Annotated in this window: 16 protein-coding genes; 6 read left to right on the top strand and 10 right to left on the bottom strand. The window is 50.2% G+C overall.

Features of this window, described 5'->3' with window-relative positions; translation table 11 throughout:
- Positions 1 to 34 precede the first annotated feature (34 nt).
- Positions 35 to 2,026, top strand: coding sequence for a DNA topoisomerase III (locus LN341_RS10885; protein WP_234203288.1), 1,992 nt, complete (start codon positions 35 to 37; stop codon positions 2,024 to 2,026).
- Between the two features lies 1 nt (position 2,027).
- Here the strand turns inward: LN341_RS10885 and LN341_RS10880 are convergent, their stop codons facing one another.
- Positions 2,028 to 3,542: a GGDEF domain-containing protein gene (locus LN341_RS10880; protein WP_234203287.1), complete on the bottom strand. Its 1,515-nt coding sequence runs from the start codon at positions 3,540 to 3,542 to the stop codon at positions 2,028 to 2,030.
- A 397-nt stretch (positions 3,543 to 3,939) separates the two neighbouring features.
- Here LN341_RS10880 and LN341_RS10875 point away from each other — a divergent pair, with 397 nt between their 5' ends.
- On the top strand, positions 3,940 to 4,215 hold the full coding sequence (locus LN341_RS10875) for a hypothetical protein (protein ID WP_046218683.1): 276 nt from the start codon (positions 3,940 to 3,942) through the stop codon (positions 4,213 to 4,215).
- 65 nt (positions 4,216 to 4,280) lie between these two features.
- On the opposite strand, the gene LN341_RS10870 is transcribed toward LN341_RS10875, so the two are convergent.
- Positions 4,281 to 6,158 (bottom strand): DUF3413 domain-containing protein, encoded by a 1,878-nt coding sequence (locus LN341_RS10870; protein WP_234203286.1) that lies wholly within the window; start codon positions 6,156 to 6,158, stop codon positions 4,281 to 4,283.
- A 33-nt stretch (positions 6,159 to 6,191) separates the two neighbouring features.
- Entirely contained in the window at positions 6,192 to 6,410 is a 219-nt protein-coding gene (locus LN341_RS10865) for a YejL family protein (RefSeq protein WP_046218681.1), read from the bottom strand.
- 76 nt (positions 6,411 to 6,486) lie between these two features.
- Between LN341_RS10865 and yejK the strand changes: the two genes are divergently transcribed.
- The gene (gene yejK / locus LN341_RS10860; RefSeq protein WP_234203285.1) at positions 6,487 to 7,500 is read left to right on the top strand and encodes a nucleoid-associated protein YejK; all 1,014 of its coding nucleotides are present in this window, start codon (positions 6,487 to 6,489) and stop codon (positions 7,498 to 7,500) included.
- 720 nt (positions 7,501 to 8,220) lie between these two features.
- On the top strand, positions 8,221 to 9,336 hold the full coding sequence (asd, locus tag LN341_RS10855; protein WP_234205017.1) for an aspartate-semialdehyde dehydrogenase: 1,116 nt from the start codon (positions 8,221 to 8,223) through the stop codon (positions 9,334 to 9,336).
- 150 nt (positions 9,337 to 9,486) lie between these two features.
- Here asd and sodB read toward each other — a convergent pair whose 3' ends face one another.
- Positions 9,487 to 10,071, bottom strand: a complete 585-nt coding sequence (gene sodB, locus LN341_RS10850; RefSeq protein WP_046218679.1) for a superoxide dismutase [Fe] — start codon at positions 10,069 to 10,071, stop codon at positions 9,487 to 9,489.
- A 320-nt stretch (positions 10,072 to 10,391) separates the two neighbouring features.
- On the opposite strand from sodB, the gene LN341_RS10845 reads away from it, so the two are divergent.
- Positions 10,392 to 10,733, top strand: coding sequence for a Grx4 family monothiol glutaredoxin (locus LN341_RS10845; RefSeq protein WP_027252810.1), 342 nt, complete (start codon positions 10,392 to 10,394; stop codon positions 10,731 to 10,733).
- A gap of 74 nt (positions 10,734 to 10,807) precedes the next feature.
- Here LN341_RS10845 and LN341_RS10840 read toward each other — a convergent pair whose 3' ends face one another.
- The 4 genes from LN341_RS10840 to rnt form a co-directional block, all read right to left on the bottom strand.
- On the bottom strand, positions 10,808 to 12,130 hold the full coding sequence (locus tag LN341_RS10840; RefSeq protein WP_120511365.1) for a Na+/H+ antiporter family protein: 1,323 nt from the start codon (positions 12,128 to 12,130) through the stop codon (positions 10,808 to 10,810).
- A gap of 314 nt (positions 12,131 to 12,444) precedes the next feature.
- Positions 12,445 to 14,829: a VolA/Pla-1 family phospholipase gene (locus tag LN341_RS10835; RefSeq protein ID WP_234203284.1), complete on the bottom strand. Its 2,385-nt coding sequence runs from the start codon at positions 14,827 to 14,829 to the stop codon at positions 12,445 to 12,447.
- Positions 14,830 to 14,865: 36 nt separating this feature from the next.
- Positions 14,866 to 16,113: an outer membrane protein transport protein gene (locus tag LN341_RS10830; RefSeq protein ID WP_234203283.1), complete on the bottom strand. Its 1,248-nt coding sequence runs from the start codon at positions 16,111 to 16,113 to the stop codon at positions 14,866 to 14,868.
- A 290-nt stretch (positions 16,114 to 16,403) separates the two neighbouring features.
- Positions 16,404 to 17,063 carry a ribonuclease T gene (rnt, locus tag LN341_RS10825; RefSeq protein WP_046218675.1) on the bottom strand — a complete coding sequence of 220 codons (660 nt, stop codon included), beginning with the start codon at positions 17,061 to 17,063 and terminating at the stop codon, positions 16,404 to 16,406.
- A 237-nt stretch (positions 17,064 to 17,300) separates the two neighbouring features.
- Between rnt and LN341_RS10820 the strand changes: the two genes are divergently transcribed.
- Entirely contained in the window at positions 17,301 to 18,146 is an 846-nt protein-coding gene (locus LN341_RS10820) for an OmpA family protein (protein ID WP_046219111.1), read from the top strand.
- Between the two features lie 49 nt (positions 18,147 to 18,195).
- Here LN341_RS10820 and LN341_RS10815 read toward each other — a convergent pair whose 3' ends face one another.
- Together LN341_RS10815 and LN341_RS10810 are read right to left on the bottom strand one after the other, a co-directional pair.
- Complete coding sequence (locus LN341_RS10815) at positions 18,196 to 18,639, bottom strand: DUF2753 family protein (protein WP_234203282.1); 444 nt, start codon at positions 18,637 to 18,639, stop codon at positions 18,196 to 18,198.
- A gap of 15 nt (positions 18,640 to 18,654) precedes the next feature.
- A complete protein-coding gene (locus LN341_RS10810; protein WP_046218673.1) occupies positions 18,655 to 19,266 on the bottom strand; it encodes a superoxide dismutase in 612 nt (203 codons plus the stop codon).
- Between the last annotated feature and the right edge of the window lie 148 nt (positions 19,267 to 19,414).

The following is a 19,414-nucleotide window of genomic DNA, read 5'->3' as shown; positions in this document are numbered from 1 at the left end:
GTGCGGAGAGTTATTTCCAGTAGTTACAGACTTCATGACCCGTCTTTATATCGCTGAAAAGCCCAGTCTGGGGCGTGCTATTGCAGCCGTATTACCCCGTCCGCATAAGAATCATCAAGGCTACATAGAAGTGGCCAACGGCGACATCGTCACTTGGTGTATCGGCCATTTGCTTGAGCAGGTTGAACCGGATGCCTATGATCCGCGCTATAAGAAATGGAATCTGGATGATTTGCCGATCATCCCTGAACAGTGGCAACTGGCCCCGAGAAAATCGGCCAAGCAGCAACTGAGTGTGGTCCGCAAGTTAGTGAAGCAGGCGGATGAAGTGATCCATGCTGGTGACCCAGACCGGGAAGGTCAGTTGCTGGTCGATGAAGTGATTGATTACGTGAAACTGGCCGCTGCAAAAAAAGCGGCCATGAAACGGTTACTCATCTCAGATCTGAACCCGGCAGCAGTCAAAAGAGCGCTTGGGCAGCTCAGGGACAACAGCGATTTTATTCCGCTGTCGGTGTCGGCCCTGGCCCGATCCCGGGCGGACTGGCTGTACGGCATGAATATGTCCCGTGCCTATACCTTGCTTGGGCAGCGGGGCGGCTATCAAGGCGTCCTGTCGGTGGGCAGGGTGCAAACACCTGTGCTTGGGCTGGTGACTCGCCGGGATGACGAAATTGCCAATTTTGTGCCGGTGCCTTTTTATGATGTCTATGCACTGATCCCTTATCAGGACAATGTGATCCGCGCCCGCTGGCAGCCGAGCCAGGCTTGCGAACCCTGGCAAGACGAGGAGGGCCGGGTGCTCAATCGCAAGCTGTGTGAGAATGTCGTTACGCGTATCAAAGGCCAGCCAGCCACTGTCTCGGATGCGGAGCGAAAAGAAACCCGCCAGTCGCCGCCCTTACCGTATTCTTTGTCGGCACTGCAGATCGACTCTGCCCGTCGCTTCGGCATGAGCGCGGCGGATGTACTGGCGTGCTGCCAGTCACTGTATGAGAAACATAAAGTGATTACCTATCCGCGCTCTGACTGCCGTTATCTGCCGGTCGATCACTATCGTCAGGCCAGTGAGGTGGTGAAAGCCGTGTCGTCAACGGCACCGCAGATGCTGGAGGCGGTCAAGGGCGCGGATTTGTCGTTACGCTCAAAAGCCTGGAATGACAGTAAAGTGGATGCGCACCATGCCATTATTCCCACCCCCAAAGCGGTGCAGCCCGGTAGTCTGAGCGATCAGGAGGCCAAGGTTTATCAGTTGATTGCCCGTCAGTATCTGATGCAGTTTTATCCGGCGGCGGTCTACGCAGAAGCCAAATTGACCTTTTCTATCGCTGGCGGGGTGTTTATTGCCCGAGGCCGCCAGCTGATGCAGCCAGGCTGGAAAGTATTGCAGGGCAAAGACGATACAGACAAAGAGCAGGATTTGGCCGATAAGGTACCGCCTTTGGATAAAGGCACAGTGCTGACCTGTCAGGATGGAGAGATCAAAGACAGGGTGACTGAGCCGCCGAAGCATTTTACCGAAGCTACCTTGCTGCAGGCGATGACGGGCATTGGCCGTTTTGTCGCAGATAAATCGCTGAAGAAGATTCTGCGCGAGACGGACGGTTTAGGCACTGAAGCCACCCGGGCCGGTATTATGGAGGTCTTGTTCAAGCGCCAGTTGCTCTACCGTCAGGGGAAAAATATTCATGCCTCAGATGCTGGTCGCGCTTTGGTGTACGCCTTACCCGATGAAGCGACGTACCCGGACATGACGGCACATTGGGAACACCAGCTGCAAGATATGGCTGAGCGGAAATATGCTTACCAGCCGTTCATGGCAGCACTGCAGCAGCAAATTGAGCAACTGATGAGCACGATAAAATCCGGCGGTATTCCGCCCAGCCTCCGTACCCTCCAGGCGGTTGCCCCGCCTGCCGCCAAAGGCAAGGGGAGCTATCACCGACGAGCGCGGAGCAGGCACTCATCAGGAACGACAGGACAGAAGCGTGAAGGCCAGAAGAAGACGGCTAGTCGTCGTAAATAAACTAGTCTTCGTAAATAAAAAAAGTATTCCGGCCCAGCGACTTGGCTTTGTATAAGGCGCTATCGGCCTGGTTAAACAGTTGATCTGCTGTAGAGTGTTTGTCCGGTACGATACAACTGATACCTACACTCACAGTGACACTGCAGTATTCCTGGTCGTTGACCGGAATGAGCAATGAACGCACTGCATCTAAGGCGTTCTGTGCGGCGACAATCGCAGCCTGGGCGTTTTGACCCGGCAGCAGAATCACGAACTCTTCTCCGCCATAACGGGCAAACAGCGCGCCTGCCCGTCGCTCGACCGAGACCAGCGTCTGAGCGATCAGAGTCAGACAACGGTCGCCAGTTGCGTGACCATAGTTGTCATTGAATGACTTAAAGTGATCCACATCAATCATCAGCAAAGAGACGGGTAACTGATGCCGCTGGGCCCTGCGCCATTCTAAGGGCAGGGTCTGATCAAACACACGCCGGTTCGGCACCTGAGTCAAGGGATCATGACGGGAGGTGTATTCCAGTTGCCGGTTGAGCTGTCGCAGTTCACGCGTTCGTTCGGTGACCCTTTTCTCAAGCTCGCCATTAAGTTGGTTCAGGTTGTCTTCTGTCTGTCTGCGCACCAGATGCTGGGAGACAATAAAGCTGAATTGCTTGAGAAGCTGCGGATGATAATCAGCCATCGGGCGTCCGTGAATCAGGTTATCGTAAGCTATCCAGCCGACGCGCTTATCCCCGTCCCACAATGAGGTGTAGGCACTCCAGCCAACCCCGATTTCTTGCAAATCATGATAAAGCGATGTGTTTTCTTCAATGGCCAGGTAACCATGCTGTGCCTGGGGATGGTCAATGAACCAGTGAGGCGGGATAGTGGATTCAAAATAGGCTTCTTTGACCGTATTTCCTTCGGTATCTGTGCCATAAGTGCCTTTCATTCTGTTATGCCCTGTCAGAAGAAAAACAGCGATACGATCAATATTCAGCACTTTCTTTCCCTGATCGACGGCATGAAAGAGCATCTCGTCAATACTTTGTGCGCGCCATAGAGCAAAAGAGATATCGTGCAAGCCCTGTAGCATATCCAGTAAAACCGGACCTGAACCAACAGGTTGACCTGCTGCAATGTAAGTTCTGAGCTCGGCACTCAGGTGGAGGATACAAGGCTGTAAATAGTCAGGATCGGTGAGTGCTGAACCTGCCGGATAACTCAGTGCCAGCAAGCCAAGAGGTATCCCCTGATGTTGCAGCGGAAGCCATAGCACTGTTTTCTCGGCACTCTGCCGGGAAAAAGGCAGGGGCTGACAAAGCCAGTCATCAAGCTCCTCATCACGCGGTGTGGCTGGCGCTTGAATGGATGGAGAGCAATGCGTGAAATGTATCCATTCAGCGTGCTTTTTAACGAACAGACCGCACGATGAGGCACTTAAATGGCGGCAAAACAGAGGAAGCAGCCTGTCAATCACCACTGACCTCTCTGTTGCTGTCTGCCACTGTGAAAAGTATGCCTGATAGAAGGAATCCATTCCGTTCTCACTGCTACTGACTTAGAGGGTTGATGAAGTATTTTTCAACGCATTACGATATAAGAATAATGAAAATAGAACAGCGTGCTCGCGCGGAAAATTGAATAAACAGATAAAACAATTGGTTAAAATCCGGCCACAGTCAAATTTATGATGTCTTAATGAGTGTTGTTGCAGTGATACGCTGGGGGTATTTGTTTTGAGAGTGCTGCTCAGCGGTGCCGGAGAGTGTTTTTGCTGACTGACAGCCAACATGAGCTGATTGGTCTGGACATGCGGTGAGCACTTTGCGGTTAGACGTCCCTTGTGTCAATCTTGAGACAAGGCGAACAGACAAGTTTCACTATTTTTACCTTACGGGGATAATTTGACTTTATTTGCACCGTTAGGTGAGAACATGAAAAGACGACATGTGTTTTTGTTGTGGGTATCACTTTCTCTGATTTTGTCGGCATGTGGTCAAACACGGCATGCTCAGCTTGCGGAGCTGGGATTTACCCGCAATTATCTGGAAGGGTATCAGGACGGTTGTGACAGCCGAAAAGTTCAGGCGACGACTTTTTATGACGGATTTCGTCAGGATCCTGAGAGAATGAAAAAAGAGAATAAGTACGCCAATGGCTGGAATGATGGCTACGAACAGTGTTATGCCAGTAACCTTGATTATCATTAGTTCAAAATCATGAGTGGTTCGTAAATAAAGAACAGGGCAGCTGTGCAGGCTGCCCTGTTGAGATTTTACTGCGCTGAACCTGGCTGATAAAACCGCTTCAGTTCATGCATCACCTGCATCAAGGTGGAGAGTTTCGGTTTTCCGTTATCTTGCATTCTGTATTCAGCGTCATACACAGTGTAGTTGCCGTATTTATCCACAATGGTGGTGCCTTCGGGCTGAACAACCACAATGTCCTGATTGTCTCCAGCCAGCACCCAGCGTCGTTTATTGCTGTTATCGAACAGACTGATACCACTGCTGTAAAATTCTGGTGCTGTTGTCGTACTGAGTAAGGTTTCCATCAGGGTGGGAACAATATCAAGATGACTGGTCGACCGACTGATTTGAGCGCTCTGACTGTCTGGCCAATGGACGATCAGCGGAACTTTCAGCTGATACTGGCTGTAGTTTGATCCCGAACCCCAGGAATTGGTGCCGGTTTCATTAAACTCAGTGCCGTGGTTAGCCGTGATCATCACGATTGTATTGTCCAGCATGTCGCGTTTCATTAGGCTGTCAAAGATAGCAATCAGCTGTTCATCAACATAGTAAGCGGCATTACGATAACTGTTTTTCAGCAATTCAGCCGGATCGATGCTTGAGTCCTCACCGGGCTGGGTGTCTTTCAGTGAGGGAGAGAACGTCGCCTCGATGGCATGATCAGCATCCTCGTAATCCTGTACTGAAACCAGTTCCAGATAGCCAAACCAGGGTTTGCCTGGCGTTTGTTTGCTCAACCAGCTTTGCATATTGGTGATAGCTTGTTGATCGCTATGCGGGGGCTCAGGATTCAGCGCTGCGGCTAAAGCGATCTGATCTTTCGTGAAAATAGCCTGAGGATAAATGACATCGGCAAAGCCAGAACCGCTGAACAGACCAAACCGGTAACCGCGTTTGGTGAGGGTTTCGAGCAAAACCGGTGGACTGTGTTCAGCCCGGATACTGGTATTGTATGCCCCTGGCAGACCATAAAATAAACCAAATGTGCCCAGGGTACTGTCGTTTCCTGTGCTGTAATGGTCGGTAAAGTTCAGATTTTGCTGTGCGTAAGCGGACAGATACGGCATGGTTTCTGTTGTGACCATGTCGCTGCGCAAGCCATCAATCATGATCACCAGCAGGTTCTGGCCACTTCCTTTATCGCTGAATGACAGCGGCTTGAGCGGGTAACGGATACTTTCGCTGTTTTCAACGCCTTGCTTTTCCTGCAGACGGGCATATTCCTGCCGGTCTAACAGGCCATGGCGCTCCATAAAGGATTTGGCTGTCATGGGATAGGACAACGGAAAATTCGACCGTTGTGCCGTCACAGGGCGATAAAGATTGGCATCCGCCCAGATGTAGATCAGATGGCTGGCAAGAAAACACAGGCCAAACACAGAAGCAATCGGTACGCCGACATGTTTACGGGTGAGTTTACGCAGCTTGCGCCACAGCCATTCCGACAGGAACAGCTGGAGCAGGAAGATGGCTGGCACGACGATGAACAGGTATTGCCAGCGGGCATTCAGTTCGGTGCGTTCCCCACTGAGTAACAGATCCCAGACCAGAGGGCTGAGATGCAACTCCAGGCTTTCGTAAGCATGGGTGTCGAGAATCAGTATGGTTTGACCTATGGTTCCAACCAGTACCGCAAACAGCCGCATTAAGCGCTGAGAGGGAATCAGAAAACTGGCTGGAAACAGAATGAGAATGTAAAAGCCAAAAACCAGAAAGCCGAAATGACCCACCCAGCTCAGGCCCATATAAAGCTGCCCCATCAGGGTTTCCGGCCAGTCCGAATGGATGATGTACCGGGTACCTAACAGCATGGCTGCGATAATATTGAAAAAACTGAACCAGTGTCCCCAGCTAATCAGCTGTGACACGGTTTCTTTGTAGTTGTTTCCGCTGGAGACCATATACCTGTGTTCTTCTTCTCTCTGGTGCTGGGATTAATCTTTCTTGATTGAGGTCAGCAGAGCTTGGGCAAATTTCTCAGCAATGGCATGACGTTGTGATGCCGGGACATCAGCGTTAATGATATTGGTAGCAACATTACCTACAATCATAAGCGCTAATTCAGCAGATGTACCGTGCTTTTCAAAGACGTCGAACACATCATCAAGGATCTGTTCCACTTTTTCATTACTGTATTTTGATGTAATTGGCATATCAGGTCTTGTTTTATGGTGAAGAAAGCGACTTATAATACCCTACACTTTAGATTTACTGAAAAACTTTTCCATTATGAGTCTCACGCTTTCCAACGTCATCCTGCACCAATTCTCCAAAAATGAACAAGATGAACTGTCTGTTCAGCTGAGAGAGCAGGAATTAGAACATACAGACACCACCACTGAGCTGGTTGCTGAATTACACCGGGTGTACAGCAGCAAGGGTGCCAAAGGCTTTGGCCGATTCGCCGAAGAGAGCGAATTCGGTTACTGGCTGAAACAGTGCCGCCAGGGAGACCTAGATTTTCTGACTTTTTCCAATCAGGCCTCACAACGGTTGCAATCTGAACTGGTGAAGTATCCGTTTGCTGATGCCGGAACACTGGTGATGGCGCAATACCAGTCTCTGGCTACCGATTATCTCTTCATCGGCCTTCTGCCGACCTGCCACAGCATGAAGGTAACTGACCAGCTTGATATTAGCGCCACAGACTATCTGGATGTCAGCAAAATGGAAATTGTTGCCCGGATAGACTTGTCATCCTGGGAGACCGATCCCGAATGTAATCGCTACCTGACTTTTATTAAAGGTCGGGTTGGTCGCAAAGTGGCCGACTTTTTCTTAGATTTCCTGCAGGCGGAAGTCGGACTGGACGTCAAAGTACAGAATCAGGTACTGATGCAAGCGGTTGAGGATTTCTGTGCCGATTCTCGGATGGATAAAGAGGAAAAACAGCAGTACCGCAAGCAGGTTTACGATTACTGCAACGGTCAGTTGCAGTCCGGTGAAGAAGTCGCGGTGAAAGAATTGTCGGGCGAATTACCGACCACAGAGGCGGGTGTCGACTTTTATCAGTTTACCTCCAACCAGGGGTACGAGCTGGAAGAGACCTTTCCGGCAGATCGCACAGCCATACGTAAGCTGACCAAGTTTGTCGGTTCGGGTGGCGGGCTGACGATCAACTTCGACAGCATGTTGCTGGGTGAGCGCATTTTCTACGATCCGCAAACCGATACACTGACGATTAAAGGTACCCCGCCGAACCTCAAAGATCAGCTTCAGCGACGCCAGAACAGCGATAACTGACAGGCGGTTAACCAGGTGTGCCGCGCGGATGTAAGTCGGTGCGGTACGTCTGATCGAACTTTGATGTTTCGGACTTTTTATCCCGCTGACTCTGACTGTATTCTTCAGAGTCAGTTTGCTGGCGCCTTCCTCTCGCTTCACCCCTGATAATCTGCTTATTTCTGAACCCTTGCTCAGCCTTCACATCAATCGTAACAGACAGATGATGAATACTTTTTAGCAGTTGATGATGAATCAATGCCCTGACAGCAATAAAGTCAACGAAAGGGAAGTGAAAATCTGGTTTGTTGAATTGAAGAGTGTGAAAAACAGGATTTTACTTCTTTCAGAAAAATCATGATTTATTCCCTGAAAATCTAGCATCATCACTCTGTACAATGACATCAAATTAGCTGAATACTCTGAAAAAGCTGGTGCACTCGTCATGCTGCGCTGTGTTACAGCTTTGACACCAGTTAATTTTGGCATTTTGTTGCGTTGGTAGGGGCTTTGCTTTATGGTATTTAGCTATCTTCGGTTCGTGGCTGTTGCACGATTGCAGAGTGTTTTCGATACGCAAGAGTCATGAATGTGGTTTTCAAAAACGTGATTGAAATGGGTATGCGGCTGTCAGTGTGTCACTGATGGCCTTTATTTGACCTGTTGCATACTAAAGGTGGCTTTTCTCCAATCGATTTAGGAGGTGCCCAATCACGTCAACATGGAGTGTAGCAAGCTATGATGAAAGTTGGTTTGATCGGTTGGCGCGGCATGGTCGGTTCTGTGCTTATGCAACGTATGGTGGAAGAAAAAGACTTTGACCATATTGAACCTGTTTTCTTTTCAACCTCTCAGGTTGGAATTCCTGCGCCTGACTTCGGTAAAGATGCAGGCGTACTTCATGATGCATTTGATATTGATGCTCTGAAGAAGCTTGATGCCATTATTACCTGTCAGGGTGGCAGCTATACCGAGAAAGTTTATCCGGCGCTGCGTCAGGCAGGCTGGAAAGGTTACTGGATTGATGCGGCGTCCACGCTGCGTATGGATGATCAAACCATCATCACGCTGGATCCGGTGAACTTCGATCAAATTCAGCAAGGGATTCACTCTGGCGTGCGTTCATTCGCCGGTGGTAACTGTACGGTCAGCCTGATGCTGATGGCAGTCGGTGGCTTGTTCCAGGCTGGTCTGGTTGAGTGGATGACCTCCCAGACGTATCAGGCAGCCTCTGGTGCTGGTGCCAAGAATATGCGCGAGTTGATCTCTCAAATGGGTGTCATTAATGACAACGTGACCAGCGAGCTGGCGAATCCGGCTACCTCTATTCTGGATATTGACCGTAAAGTAGCGCAAGCCATGCGCTCAGCTGACTTCCCAACCTCTGAGTTTGGTGTGCCGTTGGCGGGCTCTCTGATCCCATGGATCGATGTGAAACGCGAAAATGGTCAGAGCAAAGAAGAGTGGAAAGGCGGCGTTGAGACCAACAAGATTCTGGCAACTGGTAACAGCCCGATTGCGATTGACGGGACTTGTGTGCGTATCGGTGCGATGCGTTGTCACAGCCAGGCGCTGACGCTGAAACTGAAGAAGAATGTTCCGCTGGATGAAATCGAAGGGATTATTGCCTCGCACAATGACTGGGTGAAAGTGATCCCGAACGAGCGTGACATTACCACGCAGGAGCTGACGCCAACGAAAGTGACAGGCACGCTGTCTGTACCTGTGGGTCGTCTGCGTAAGCTGGCAATGGGCGATGATTTCCTCAATGCCTTCACTGTGGGTGATCAGTTATTGTGGGGTGCTGCCGAACCGCTGCGCCGTACACTGCGTATCATTCTGGCAGAGAAAGCCTGATTGTCTGATCATTCAGGTCGATGATTTTGCTCAGTAAGTAGTGGGGCTGCCTGCTGAAAAATCAACAATTGAAAATCTGACAAAAATCCATAAGAAAAGGCCCGCACTGATGTGCGGGCCTTTTGCGATCTGAACCGTCAGGTTTGAGGATTAAGCTGCCAGGTTTTTAGCAACGAATTCCCAGTTCACCAGTGCCCAGAAACCATTCATGTAGTCTGGACGCAGGTTACGGTAGTCGATGTAGTAAGCGTGTTCCCACAGATCAACTGTCAGCAGAGGCGTTACACCTTCTTCAGTCAGTGGCGTACCAGCGTTAGAGGTGTTCACGATGTCCAGTGAACCGTCTGCTTTTTTCACCAGCCAGGTCCATGATGAACCAAAGTTGTTGATTGCTGAATCAGTGAATTTTGCTTTGAATGCGTCAAAAGAACCAAACGCTTTCACAATGGCGTCGGCCACTGCGCCAGTTGGCTCACCGCCACCATTTGGGCTCAGGCAGTGCCAGTAGAAAGTGTGGTTCCAGATCTGAGCTGCGTTGTTGAAAACACCGCCAGTCGAGGTCTTGATGATCTCTTCCAGAGATTTGTCTGCGTACTCAGTACCTTCGATCAGGCCGTTCAGTTTCACAACATAGGTGTTGTGGTGCTTACCGTGGTGGTATTCCAGCGTCTCTTGAGAGATGTGCGGCTCAAGTGCATTTTTCTCGTACGGTAGAGCAGGTAGTTCGAATGCCATTACTCGATTCTCCATATTGATGGTGTGGGCAGACCCACGACATTGCTTCCGTGAGCAGGCTAAAGCCTGCGTCACTTCAAACTGTGTTTGTTATTGTATACAAGCGATAGGCTTGCGTGTTTGCAAATCATTTTAGCAAGTTTTTTCTTTATTAAAAGTAGTCTGAATGAAAAAGGTCACAGCAGGCATAAGATGGTAAGCAAGCGTTCAGACAAGTATAAGTCTTAACCTTACTTTCATTAGGCGTTTTTTTCCTTGCCGTGACAAAGTAGAATGTGGGTATCACACTTACTATAAAGCTAACGTTGTTAGAGGAAGCTATGGAAACCATCGACAAAATCAAACAGCAGATCGAAGAAAACCCAATTCTGCTGTACATGAAAGGATCACCAAAACTGCCGAGCTGCGGTTTCTCTTCACAGGCTTCTCAGGCGCTGATGGCTTGTGGTGAAAAATTTGCTTACGTTGATATCCTGCAAAACCCGGATATCCGCGCTGAGTTGCCAATTTATGCGCAATGGCCAACGTTCCCACAGCTGTGGATCGAAGGTGAGCTGGTTGGCGGTTGTGACATTATTCTGGAAATGTTCCAGAAAGGTGAACTGCAGCCATTAATCAAAGAAGCCGCAGCACGTCGCGACAGTGCAGAAGCCGCAGAATAATATCTGACAGCTGGTATTGATAAAAAAAGACCCCGCAGTGCGGGGTCTTTTTGTTTCTGCCAAACTATGAGCGGCTACAGCATCATAGAGGCCAGCCAGCCAAAGGCAATCAGTGGCAGGTTGTAGTGAATAAAGGTAGGGACTACCGTGTCCCACACGTGCTCGTGCTGGCCGTCAGCATTCAGACCGGCAGTCGGGCCCAGGGTTGAATCCGAGGCTGGCGATCCGGCATCGCCCAGCGCTGCTGCGGTACCGACCAGCGCCACAGTCGCCAGCGGCGAGAAGCCAAAGCTCAGGCATAACGGCACATAGATAGTCGCCAGAATCGGAATGGTCGAGAAGGATGACCCGATACCCATGGTCACCAGCAGGCCAACGACCAGCATCAACAGAGCAGCGAGTGCTTTGTTGTCGCCGATGGCATCAGACAGCGAACTGACCAGGGTTTCCACCCCGCCAGTGGCTTTCATGACGGCTGCAAAGCCGGCAGCCGCAATCATGATGAAACCTATCATCGCCATCATGTGCACGCCTTTAGTGAACACATCATGGGTATCTTTCCACTTGATCACACCGGCAAGGGTAAACACCATGAAGCCGGCAAGACCCCCAATGATCATCGACCCACTGTAAAGCTGAACGCCCAGTGCCGCTGCGATAGCAATAACGGCCACATAAACATGCTGCATGTTGATTTCAGCGTGCTCCGGCTCGCTGGCCAGAATCTGTGCTTCAGAATATTCCCGGGGTTTGCGATAGCTGACAAAGGTGGCCAGCAGCAGACCGAACAGCATACCGGCTGCCGGCAGAATCATAGCATAAGGCACCTGGCTGGCTGCCACATCCAGACCGTTGTCATGCAGATTTTTCAGCAGGATATTGTTGAGGAAAATGCCGCCAAAGCCTACAGGCAGCACCATGTAAGGTGTCACCAGACCAAAGGTCAGTACGCAGGCAATCAGGCGGCGATCCAGCTTGAGTTTGGCGAACACATGCAGCAAAGGGGGAATCACAATCGGGATAAATGCAATGTGGACCGGAATCGCGTTCTGCGACGAAATCGACAGCAGCAGTAAAATGGTCAGTACCGAGTACTTCACACCGGTCGCTGCTGCCGCATTATGATGGCCGCTGATACGTTTGATGACTTTTTGTGCCAGTACATCGGTAATACCCGAACGGGAAATGGCCACGGCAAAAGTACCCAGCATGGCATAGCTCAAAGCTGTGGTGGCGCCGCCGCCCAGCCCGCCTTCAAAGGCAGAGATGGTATCGGTGAGAGACAGTCCTCCGAGAAGGCCGCCGAGGATGGCACTGAAGGTCAGCGCGACCACGACGTTGACTCGCATCAGCGCCAGTACCAGCATGACGCAGACGGAAATAACGACAGGATTCATAAAACGACTTTCCATTGATAGTTGTGTGATTGCATCACTGAATAATAATGCTATCCAGGCGGCAATGTGCAGGCCGTCTAGTTTGCTGAAAATTTCTTGCATGTCGAGAAAAAACTGTGCTCTGGGAGGGATTTTTAGCCGGATATAGTGAGAGGGCAGTCAGAGTAGCGATGAACGGCTGTCTGATGCTGACTCGATCAGGTTGTTCAAAGTGATTCGGGATAGGTTTTTTGTTATGCAGAGGCTATTCAGCAAAGATGGAAAAGGCCAGCGGAGCTGGCCTTAGAATGTTTAATTACCATATTTCTATACGATTAATAGTCTAGCACTGTCCCATCGCCGTTCAGGAAAGAGCTGACTTGAGCACGCATTTGTGTCGCGACTGGATCAGTACCTCCATCAGCTAACAAGGAACCGTGAGTCCCTGAATCAAACAACACGGCATTACGTACCGTTTGTCCATTCACAGACGCTGTGGTCGGAGCCAGGCTCATGGTTTGCAGCAACGGCAGGGTTCCGCCAAACGGCGAGTAAGGCAGCAGGATACTGGTGCCAGTCACGACTGAGCCTGCGGTACCTGGCTGCGCCAGCATATTTGGAATGGTGGCATCATCTTCAACCTGAGTCAGGTAGACCGGTAAATCTGCCGAGACTTGCAGTGAAGTGTTAATCGGGTCGACGGTATCCAGCACCCCTTGGGCAACATAAGCAAATTCGCTGAACTTGGTGTAAATAGTTGCAAGTTCTGTGAGTGCAGCTGTTGAACCATCGGTTATTTTGCCTTGCTGATAACCAGCAAAGCAGGTTGCCAAATCAGTAGCCCCACAACCCTGTTGGAATTCGCTGTTTATGGATGCAAACAGATTACCTTTGACAAAATTACCGAATGATCCGGATTGCATCAGCAGGTAAGGAATACCCGCACCCGGATTAGCCAGTGCGACTTTGTCGATCGCATAAGCCGCATCACCTGTCGCATCATTCAGGGTTCTGTTGGCAGCATCGGCGACATTGATACCAGTGATCGCACCTAATGAGTGACCGACGAAACCGACTTTACTTTGTGGGTTGAGGCGTGCCAACTGGCCCATTGCACCAATAGTTGCTGTATCCCCCTTAAGAATGGCAGTGCCCAGTTTTTGGAATACCGCTGCAATTCCTGCACGGAGGTTGAGCACATCGATGGTGCTCTGGCGCATGTTGTCCCTTGCCACAGTAAGTGAAGCAAGATTCAGGTACATTTCAGGTTTCCCGGTTGACGCACTCTTGCCTGCAATGCCACGAGTGCCATGTAATGGATGGTCAATCGCGAAGATCGCGTGGCATCCAGTATCCATCACACTGTCGGCTAGGGCTGCAACCGTATCTTTTGTCGATCTAATACCGTGCTGATAGATGGAAACGTTACTTGAACCTACTTGGCAATTGGTCGTGTCTGACGACAAAACAAGCGTATATTCAACGGTATCCACTGCTTTCAGTTTCGGCACTGGACTATAGCGGGTAATCAGTCGTTCTTCATCCAGTTGCGAACCATCGGCCAGTGTTAACGTGGAGCCCGTAAGCGCCTGCAGCACTCTGACCTGAGTTTCAGGATCGGTTTTCACGGCAGCTAAATCTTCTGTCGTGATCTGCAGTGCCGCCAATTGCTGAACAATCGCCGCTTTGTCGGCATCAGAGCCATTGTTCAGGACATAGCTAATTTTTGCCAGGCTCGGCATACCACTTTGCCATGGTGTAGTACTGAATTTTGTGGGGTCTTTTTCCAGGAAATACGGCAGTTTGATGGTTCCGGTGTAGATGAAATTACCACCTGGTGTGGGACCGGCACTGGTTGGCACGCTCATCTCGAACATACCGTCCAGATCGCTTTGACTGATGCCATCGGCAATCGCGCTGCCTTGCCAGATTTTTTCTGCGCCCATCTGAAGTGCCAATGCAGAAGCGGACTTCGCGGCATAGAGCACTTCACCAACGGACGCTGTGGTGAACCAGCTGGAGAAAATAATCTTATTCTTTGGTGCGCCTGCTACTGCGGCCAGCGTGCTTTCCACCGCGTGCGTGATGGCCTGTGGTTTCTCCAGTGCAGCATCCGGCACTTTACCGACACTCTTCAGGACCGCATAAGAATTGGTCATACCAACCGGGTTGCCTTCCGCATCTTTGAGGTCGCTCGTGACCGCAAACATGTAGTTGCTGGCAGGATCAAGCGGTTTCTTGAGGATCACCGTTAGGGTTTTCCCGGATGTTGTGACCTTGAAGTCACCATTGTCAACTGACAGGACTTCAGGTGTTGTTGTATCAGATGCGCTAGTCGGATCACCAGACTTGATCAGATAGAAGCTGTCTGCTGCGGTTTCCGCGGCCAGATCGTTGCCTGTGAAATTAATGTTGATGGGTTGAGTTGTGCTCCAGCCATCGGTTTTACCCCAGGCAAAGGCAGGATCACTTAAATCAGCCTTTGAAGCTTTGCTTTCAGTTGCGATGGTGCCGTCGTCAAGGTCCATGGCAACAAAGCTTGGGGTAATCACAACTTTTTCGTTGGAGAGCAGATCAAACGCGATTTTGGTTTCGGCATTGAGGCTGTTTTTGATATCCGGGTCGATGGTCGGCGTACCGCTCAGGCCTTTTTCATCCCCACAACCGTAAAGTGCAAAGCTGGAAGCAATCAGCAGGGCAAGTAATTTTTTGTTCATCATATTTCCCTAAAATTCTGTTCGACTGTGATAACTGGCTTAGAAGCGGTAGTTGGCCTGGGCTGCACTGATAATCGCGCCGCCACTGGACTCAAAGTTCTGCCCTTCTTCAGAGAACGAAATCTCTTCTGCGATGAGGTAAGCCAGACCGACGTCGAAGGATAAATCCGCGTTGTAGTTATAGGTTGCACCTGCGGTGAACCAGTTTCGGTCAGTATCCGGAATACTCAGGGTTGGTTTGCCGGCCTGCTCATCGAAGGCGTAGCCACCCCGGATGGTCCATTGCGGGTTAACGTGATAAGTGGTGCCAATGGCATAGCGGAATGTGTCGTCATAGTCTTCTTCTTTCAGCAAGCAGAGTCCGGCACTGCCGTTATAGCCCGGGTTACACTGGTTGCTGGTTGCACGCAGCTCTTCAAACTTGCTGTATTGCGTCCACTGAACGCTGTAGTGCACAGCCCACTGGCTATCGAGCTGATGAAAGCCTGAAAATTCAGCAATCGCGGGTAAAACAACGGTCAAATCACCCGGGACCGTATTGTTCGGAACACCAGTGATACGGCCTGTGTAATCCGTAAAGTCGCCTTCAAAGTCGAGATCAGTTTGTGAGCGGTAACTTATTCCGAAGCGGTTGTCGTCATTCAGCTCAAAGAGGGCGCCCACGTTCCAGCCAAAGCCCCAGGTGTCGCCTTCCAGCTTGATGGTTTTGTCACTGGGTTCAGCCCCTGGAACCGCCAAAGCCAGATCGCCAAAATGGCGGTTGAGTTCTGCGGTGGCAAAGATGGCACTGATGCCTGCGCCAAGGCTGAGCTGATCGTTGACACGATACGCAATACTTGGGTTGAAGTTCACTGTAATCAGCGAGGTTTCACCAGCCAGAGAGCCGGCATGGAAATTTGAATCGTAGTCTGTTGTCACACCGTAGTTTGAGAAGACACCCAAACCAAAGGCGAGCTTGTCATTGACAGGTTGGATGTAAAATCCTGCCGGTACAATGCCGATGGGGGCGACATCTTTGGCTTGTTGATCCCGGTCGACACTGTCCACGTCAATTGATGGATCGACAATACTCAGCGCGCCGGAAAAAGTGCGCTGTTTGAACATCGTTGATGCGGCGGGGTTCCGGGCCAGCACTGCGGCGTTATCGGCAATTGCGGCTTCACCAGCGAAAGCCCGGCCTAATCCGCTGGCGGAGTGTTCTGCGACCTGGAAACCAGCACTTTGCGCCTGGAGGGATGTCAGCGCGGCGGCCACGGCGAGTGCGGTTACATGAAATCTTTTGGACATTCTGCTGCCTCTCTTGTTGTTTATTATTGATATGCTTCGCGTTCTTCAATCCATGAAGGAATGGTGAATCAGCTTGTAGAGACGGAGTATAAGGATTCGCTACGCCAATGTTAACCATATGTAACAGGGTGTTTGGGGGGCAGAAAGGCTATTTGTACGCTGTATTTTTTATTCGTGTTTTAAACTTGTGTTTGATTAAAATTGGACGTATGTTTCATTTTTGTGAAAAAGCCCAGCATGGCTGGGCTTTGGTAGGAGGTCTGATGAGTGTTTGTGTTTCAGGTCTGACCTTAGGCTTCTTCTTCTGTTTGAAGTGCGGCGACGGGCCATCCGCCTAATTTTTTCCATTTGTTAACGATCTCACAAAATAATTCTGCGGTACGTTCGGTGTCATAGAGGGCTGAATGCGCTTCTTTGTTACAAAAAGGGATATTCGCCGCTTCACAGGCTTTTGCCAGCACCGTCTGGCCGAATGCCAGGCCACTCAGTGCTGCGGTATCAAAGGTGGCAAAAGGATGAAAGGGAATGCGCTTTAGCTTGGCCCTTTCTGAAGCGGCCATCACGAAGCTGTGATCAAAGTTCGCATTATGCGCCACCATGATGGCGCGGGAGCAGCCTTCTTCTTTTTGTTCTTTCCGGATGGCTTTATAGATTTCTTTCAGGGCTTCTTCTTCAGTCACCGCGCCACGTAACGGGCTGAACGGATCTTTGATACCGTTAAAATCCAATGCTTCCTGATGGATCACCGCACCTTCAAAAGGCGTGATGTGAAAATGCAGCGTGCTGGCAGGTTTGAGCCATCCTTCTTCGTCCATGGTCAGGGTGACAGCACAGATTTCAAGCAGGGCATCAGTGTTGGCGTTGAAACCGGCTGTTTCCACATCGACAACGACAGGAAAGAAACCACGAAAGCGACTTTTCAGGGTATTTAATGTGTTTTCTTGGCTCATGATAATGTTGCTGATAAAAATGAGGCCAGCATTATGTCAGATCTGGATCAGAAGCTAAACCCTTGCCACTGAGGAGTGATGGCAGGACACGGATACTGAGAGGTTGTCAGAAAGATAAACGGCGGCTAAAGATTTTGCGGCAAAATCCGATACAATACCTAGGACTTGCAAGTAGGTTATACCGGGATGATAAAAATGACGTTGCCATTAAAGCTGGGGGCTTGGTCTTTAGCACTGATGGGTGCCTGCTCGCCAGCTTGGGCGGGAAAGTATTATGTTGCGACGCCCGGGGAGTCCACCTGGGAGATGGTGGTGGATACGCCGCTGGAATGTCAGTTGCAGCATGGGATTCCGAATTTTGGTCAGGCGCAGTTTACCTCCCGTGCCAGTAAACAAATGAACCTCGACTTTGAACTGAAAATGCGTCGTCCGCTGGGACAGACCAGCAATGTCAGCCTGGTGTCTATGCCACCGCGATGGCGTCCCGGTGATGCGGCAGAACCATTGACGCGGCTGAAATTCTTTAAGCAGTTTGACGGTTATGTCGGCGGGCAGATGGCATGGAACATGTTATCGGAACTCGAAGAAGGGAAAATACCGACCTTCAGTTATCAGGACTGGCAGCACAGAAACGAAAGGATTGAAGTTGGCCTGTCTGCCGTGGCGTTTAATGCGGGGTACAAGAGCTTCAGTACCTGTCTGGCCAATCTGTTACCTTATAACTTTGAGGATATCTCCTTTACTGTGCTGCATTACGATAAGAACAGCGACGAGCTGAACAAAGCCTCACAGAAGCGTCTGGCGCAAATTGCGGATTTTATTAAATACAGTCAGGACATCGATTTAATCCTGGTCGCGACTTACAGTGATTCTTCTGGCGGAAAAAATACCAACCAGTCTTTATCAGAACGTCGAGCAGAAAAGCTGGAACAGTATTTTGTCTCTTTGGGTCTGCCGAAAGATCGCATTGAGGTTCAGGGCTTTGGTGAGCGCCGTCCGATTGCAGACAACAGTACGCCGCTGGGGCGCAATAAAAACAGGCGTGTTGTGATTTCTATGGGCCGGACTTCCAGCCTGATGTGATGTGTGATTGCCTCATCCGCCATTGTCTGCGGATGAGGCAACAGGGCGCTCATTGCAAGCGAAATCTGGCAATGAGCTCACACTGGTTGCTGGTGGTGATATGCGCCACCTGTTTTGCCACTTTGGGGTTCGGGTGGCGTTTGAGAAAATCGATCAGCGCTGACTTACAGCACCCCAATGAGCTGATGAAGGCTTCACAGTCACGGTTCGGGCATTGCGGAATCAGCGACATAATCTGCTCGGATGCCAGTTGCAGATATTTCAGCTCGTAGTCACCGTCCCCCTGCTTTCGCCAAAAACTGGCCATGTTGTGACAGGCGGTCACTTTGATGGCGAGTAATTCTTCCAGCTCATCCAAAGTCCCGTCGACAGGTTCTAATTGCTGTGATTCAGACAGCGCAAGCTGATAATGGATGACTGACATCATGGGCTTATGGTCTTTCTCTGCTTCTGCTGCCAGCAAGGTGTGCATTTCCCACCGTGACACGTTCATGATTACATTTCCTTCTTATTGATGAAGTGCATCCAGGTAATGTTGCTCTACCTGATCCCAGTCAACCACTTGCCACCAGGCACTGATGTAGTCGGGGCGCTTATTCTGGTAGGTCAGGTAGTAAGCATGTTCCCACACATCCAGAGCCAGGATGGGCGTACCGCGTTTTTCCACCACATCCATCAGGGGATTGTCCTGATTCGGGGTCGAGGTAATCTCCAGCCGCCCGTCAGTGACAGACAACCAGATAAAACCAGAGCCGAAGTGAGCCGCAGCGGCGTCAGAAAAGGCGATTTTAAAATCATCAAAGCTGCCAAAGTGGCATCGAATCGCTTCTGCCAGCAAGCCGACAGGCTGCCCACCGCCATTGGGTGACATGCATTGCCAGTAGAGGTTGTGGTTGTAATAGCCCCCGCCGTGATTTCTGACCGCAGGACTGAGTTCGGAGACCCGCGAAAAAATGTCTTTGAGGGTGAGTTGTTCGAGCCCGGTGTTTTCAATGGCGCTGATGAATTTATCAAAGTAGGTTTTATGATGACGGCTGTGATGCACTTCCATGGTTTTGGCATCAATATAAGGTTCGAGTGCATCGTAGGGATAGGGTAGCGCTGGGAAAGTAAATGACATAAAAGTTCCTCCTGTATTTTATAAATAGTAATGAGATCGTTTCTCATTATCAACAAAAAGAAATCATCGACTGATGCCAGTTCTCATTATTGAAGAAGAGAGAGAGCCAAAACACGCTAGATTGATAGAAGCAAGGATCGTTGATCCG

This window comes from Photobacterium sp. TLY01 (genome assembly GCF_021432065.1).
Lineage (GTDB): Bacteria > Pseudomonadota > Gammaproteobacteria > Enterobacterales > Vibrionaceae > Photobacterium > Photobacterium halotolerans_A.
This window is presented reverse-complemented; position numbering and strand designations above follow the sequence as displayed.

Excerpts from the sequence above, each read along its gene's own strand:
- LN341_RS10835 (WP_234203284.1), bottom strand. The coding sequence starts at position 14,829 with ATGATGAACAAAAAATTACTTGCCCTGCTGATTGCTTCCAGCTTTGCA.
- LN341_RS10810 (WP_046218673.1), bottom strand. The coding sequence starts at position 19,266 with ATGTCATTTACTTTCCCAGCGCTACCCTATCCCTACGATGCACTCGAA.
- LN341_RS10845 (WP_027252810.1), top strand. The coding sequence starts at position 10,392 with ATGGAAACCATCGACAAAATCAAACAGCAGATCGAAGAAAACCCAATT.
- yejK (WP_234203285.1), top strand. The coding sequence starts at position 6,487 with ATGAGTCTCACGCTTTCCAACGTCATCCTGCACCAATTCTCCAAAAAT.
- LN341_RS10820 (WP_046219111.1), top strand. The coding sequence starts at position 17,301 with ATGGGTGCCTGCTCGCCAGCTTGGGCGGGAAAGTATTATGTTGCGACG.
- LN341_RS10840 (WP_120511365.1), bottom strand. The coding sequence starts at position 12,130 with ATGAATCCTGTCGTTATTTCCGTCTGCGTCATGCTGGTACTGGCGCTG.
- LN341_RS10830 (WP_234203283.1), bottom strand. The coding sequence starts at position 16,113 with ATGTCCAAAAGATTTCATGTAACCGCACTCGCCGTGGCCGCCGCGCTG.
- LN341_RS10870 (WP_234203286.1), bottom strand. The coding sequence starts at position 6,158 with ATGGTCTCCAGCGGAAACAACTACAAAGAAACCGTGTCACAGCTGATT.
- LN341_RS10885 (WP_234203288.1), top strand. The coding sequence starts at position 35 with ATGACCCGTCTTTATATCGCTGAAAAGCCCAGTCTGGGGCGTGCTATT.
- sodB (WP_046218679.1), bottom strand. The coding sequence starts at position 10,071 with ATGGCATTCGAACTACCTGCTCTACCGTACGAGAAAAATGCACTTGAG.
- LN341_RS10880 (WP_234203287.1), bottom strand. The coding sequence starts at position 3,542 with ATGGATTCCTTCTATCAGGCATACTTTTCACAGTGGCAGACAGCAACA.
- rnt (WP_046218675.1), bottom strand. The coding sequence starts at position 17,063 with ATGAGCCAAGAAAACACATTAAATACCCTGAAAAGTCGCTTTCGTGGT.
- LN341_RS10815 (WP_234203282.1), bottom strand. The coding sequence starts at position 18,639 with ATGAACGTGTCACGGTGGGAAATGCACACCTTGCTGGCAGCAGAAGCA.
- LN341_RS10875 (WP_046218683.1), top strand. The coding sequence starts at position 3,940 with ATGAAAAGACGACATGTGTTTTTGTTGTGGGTATCACTTTCTCTGATT.
- asd (WP_234205017.1), top strand. The coding sequence starts at position 8,221 with ATGAAAGTTGGTTTGATCGGTTGGCGCGGCATGGTCGGTTCTGTGCTT.
- LN341_RS10865 (WP_046218681.1), bottom strand. The coding sequence starts at position 6,410 with ATGCCAATTACATCAAAATACAGTAATGAAAAAGTGGAACAGATCCTT.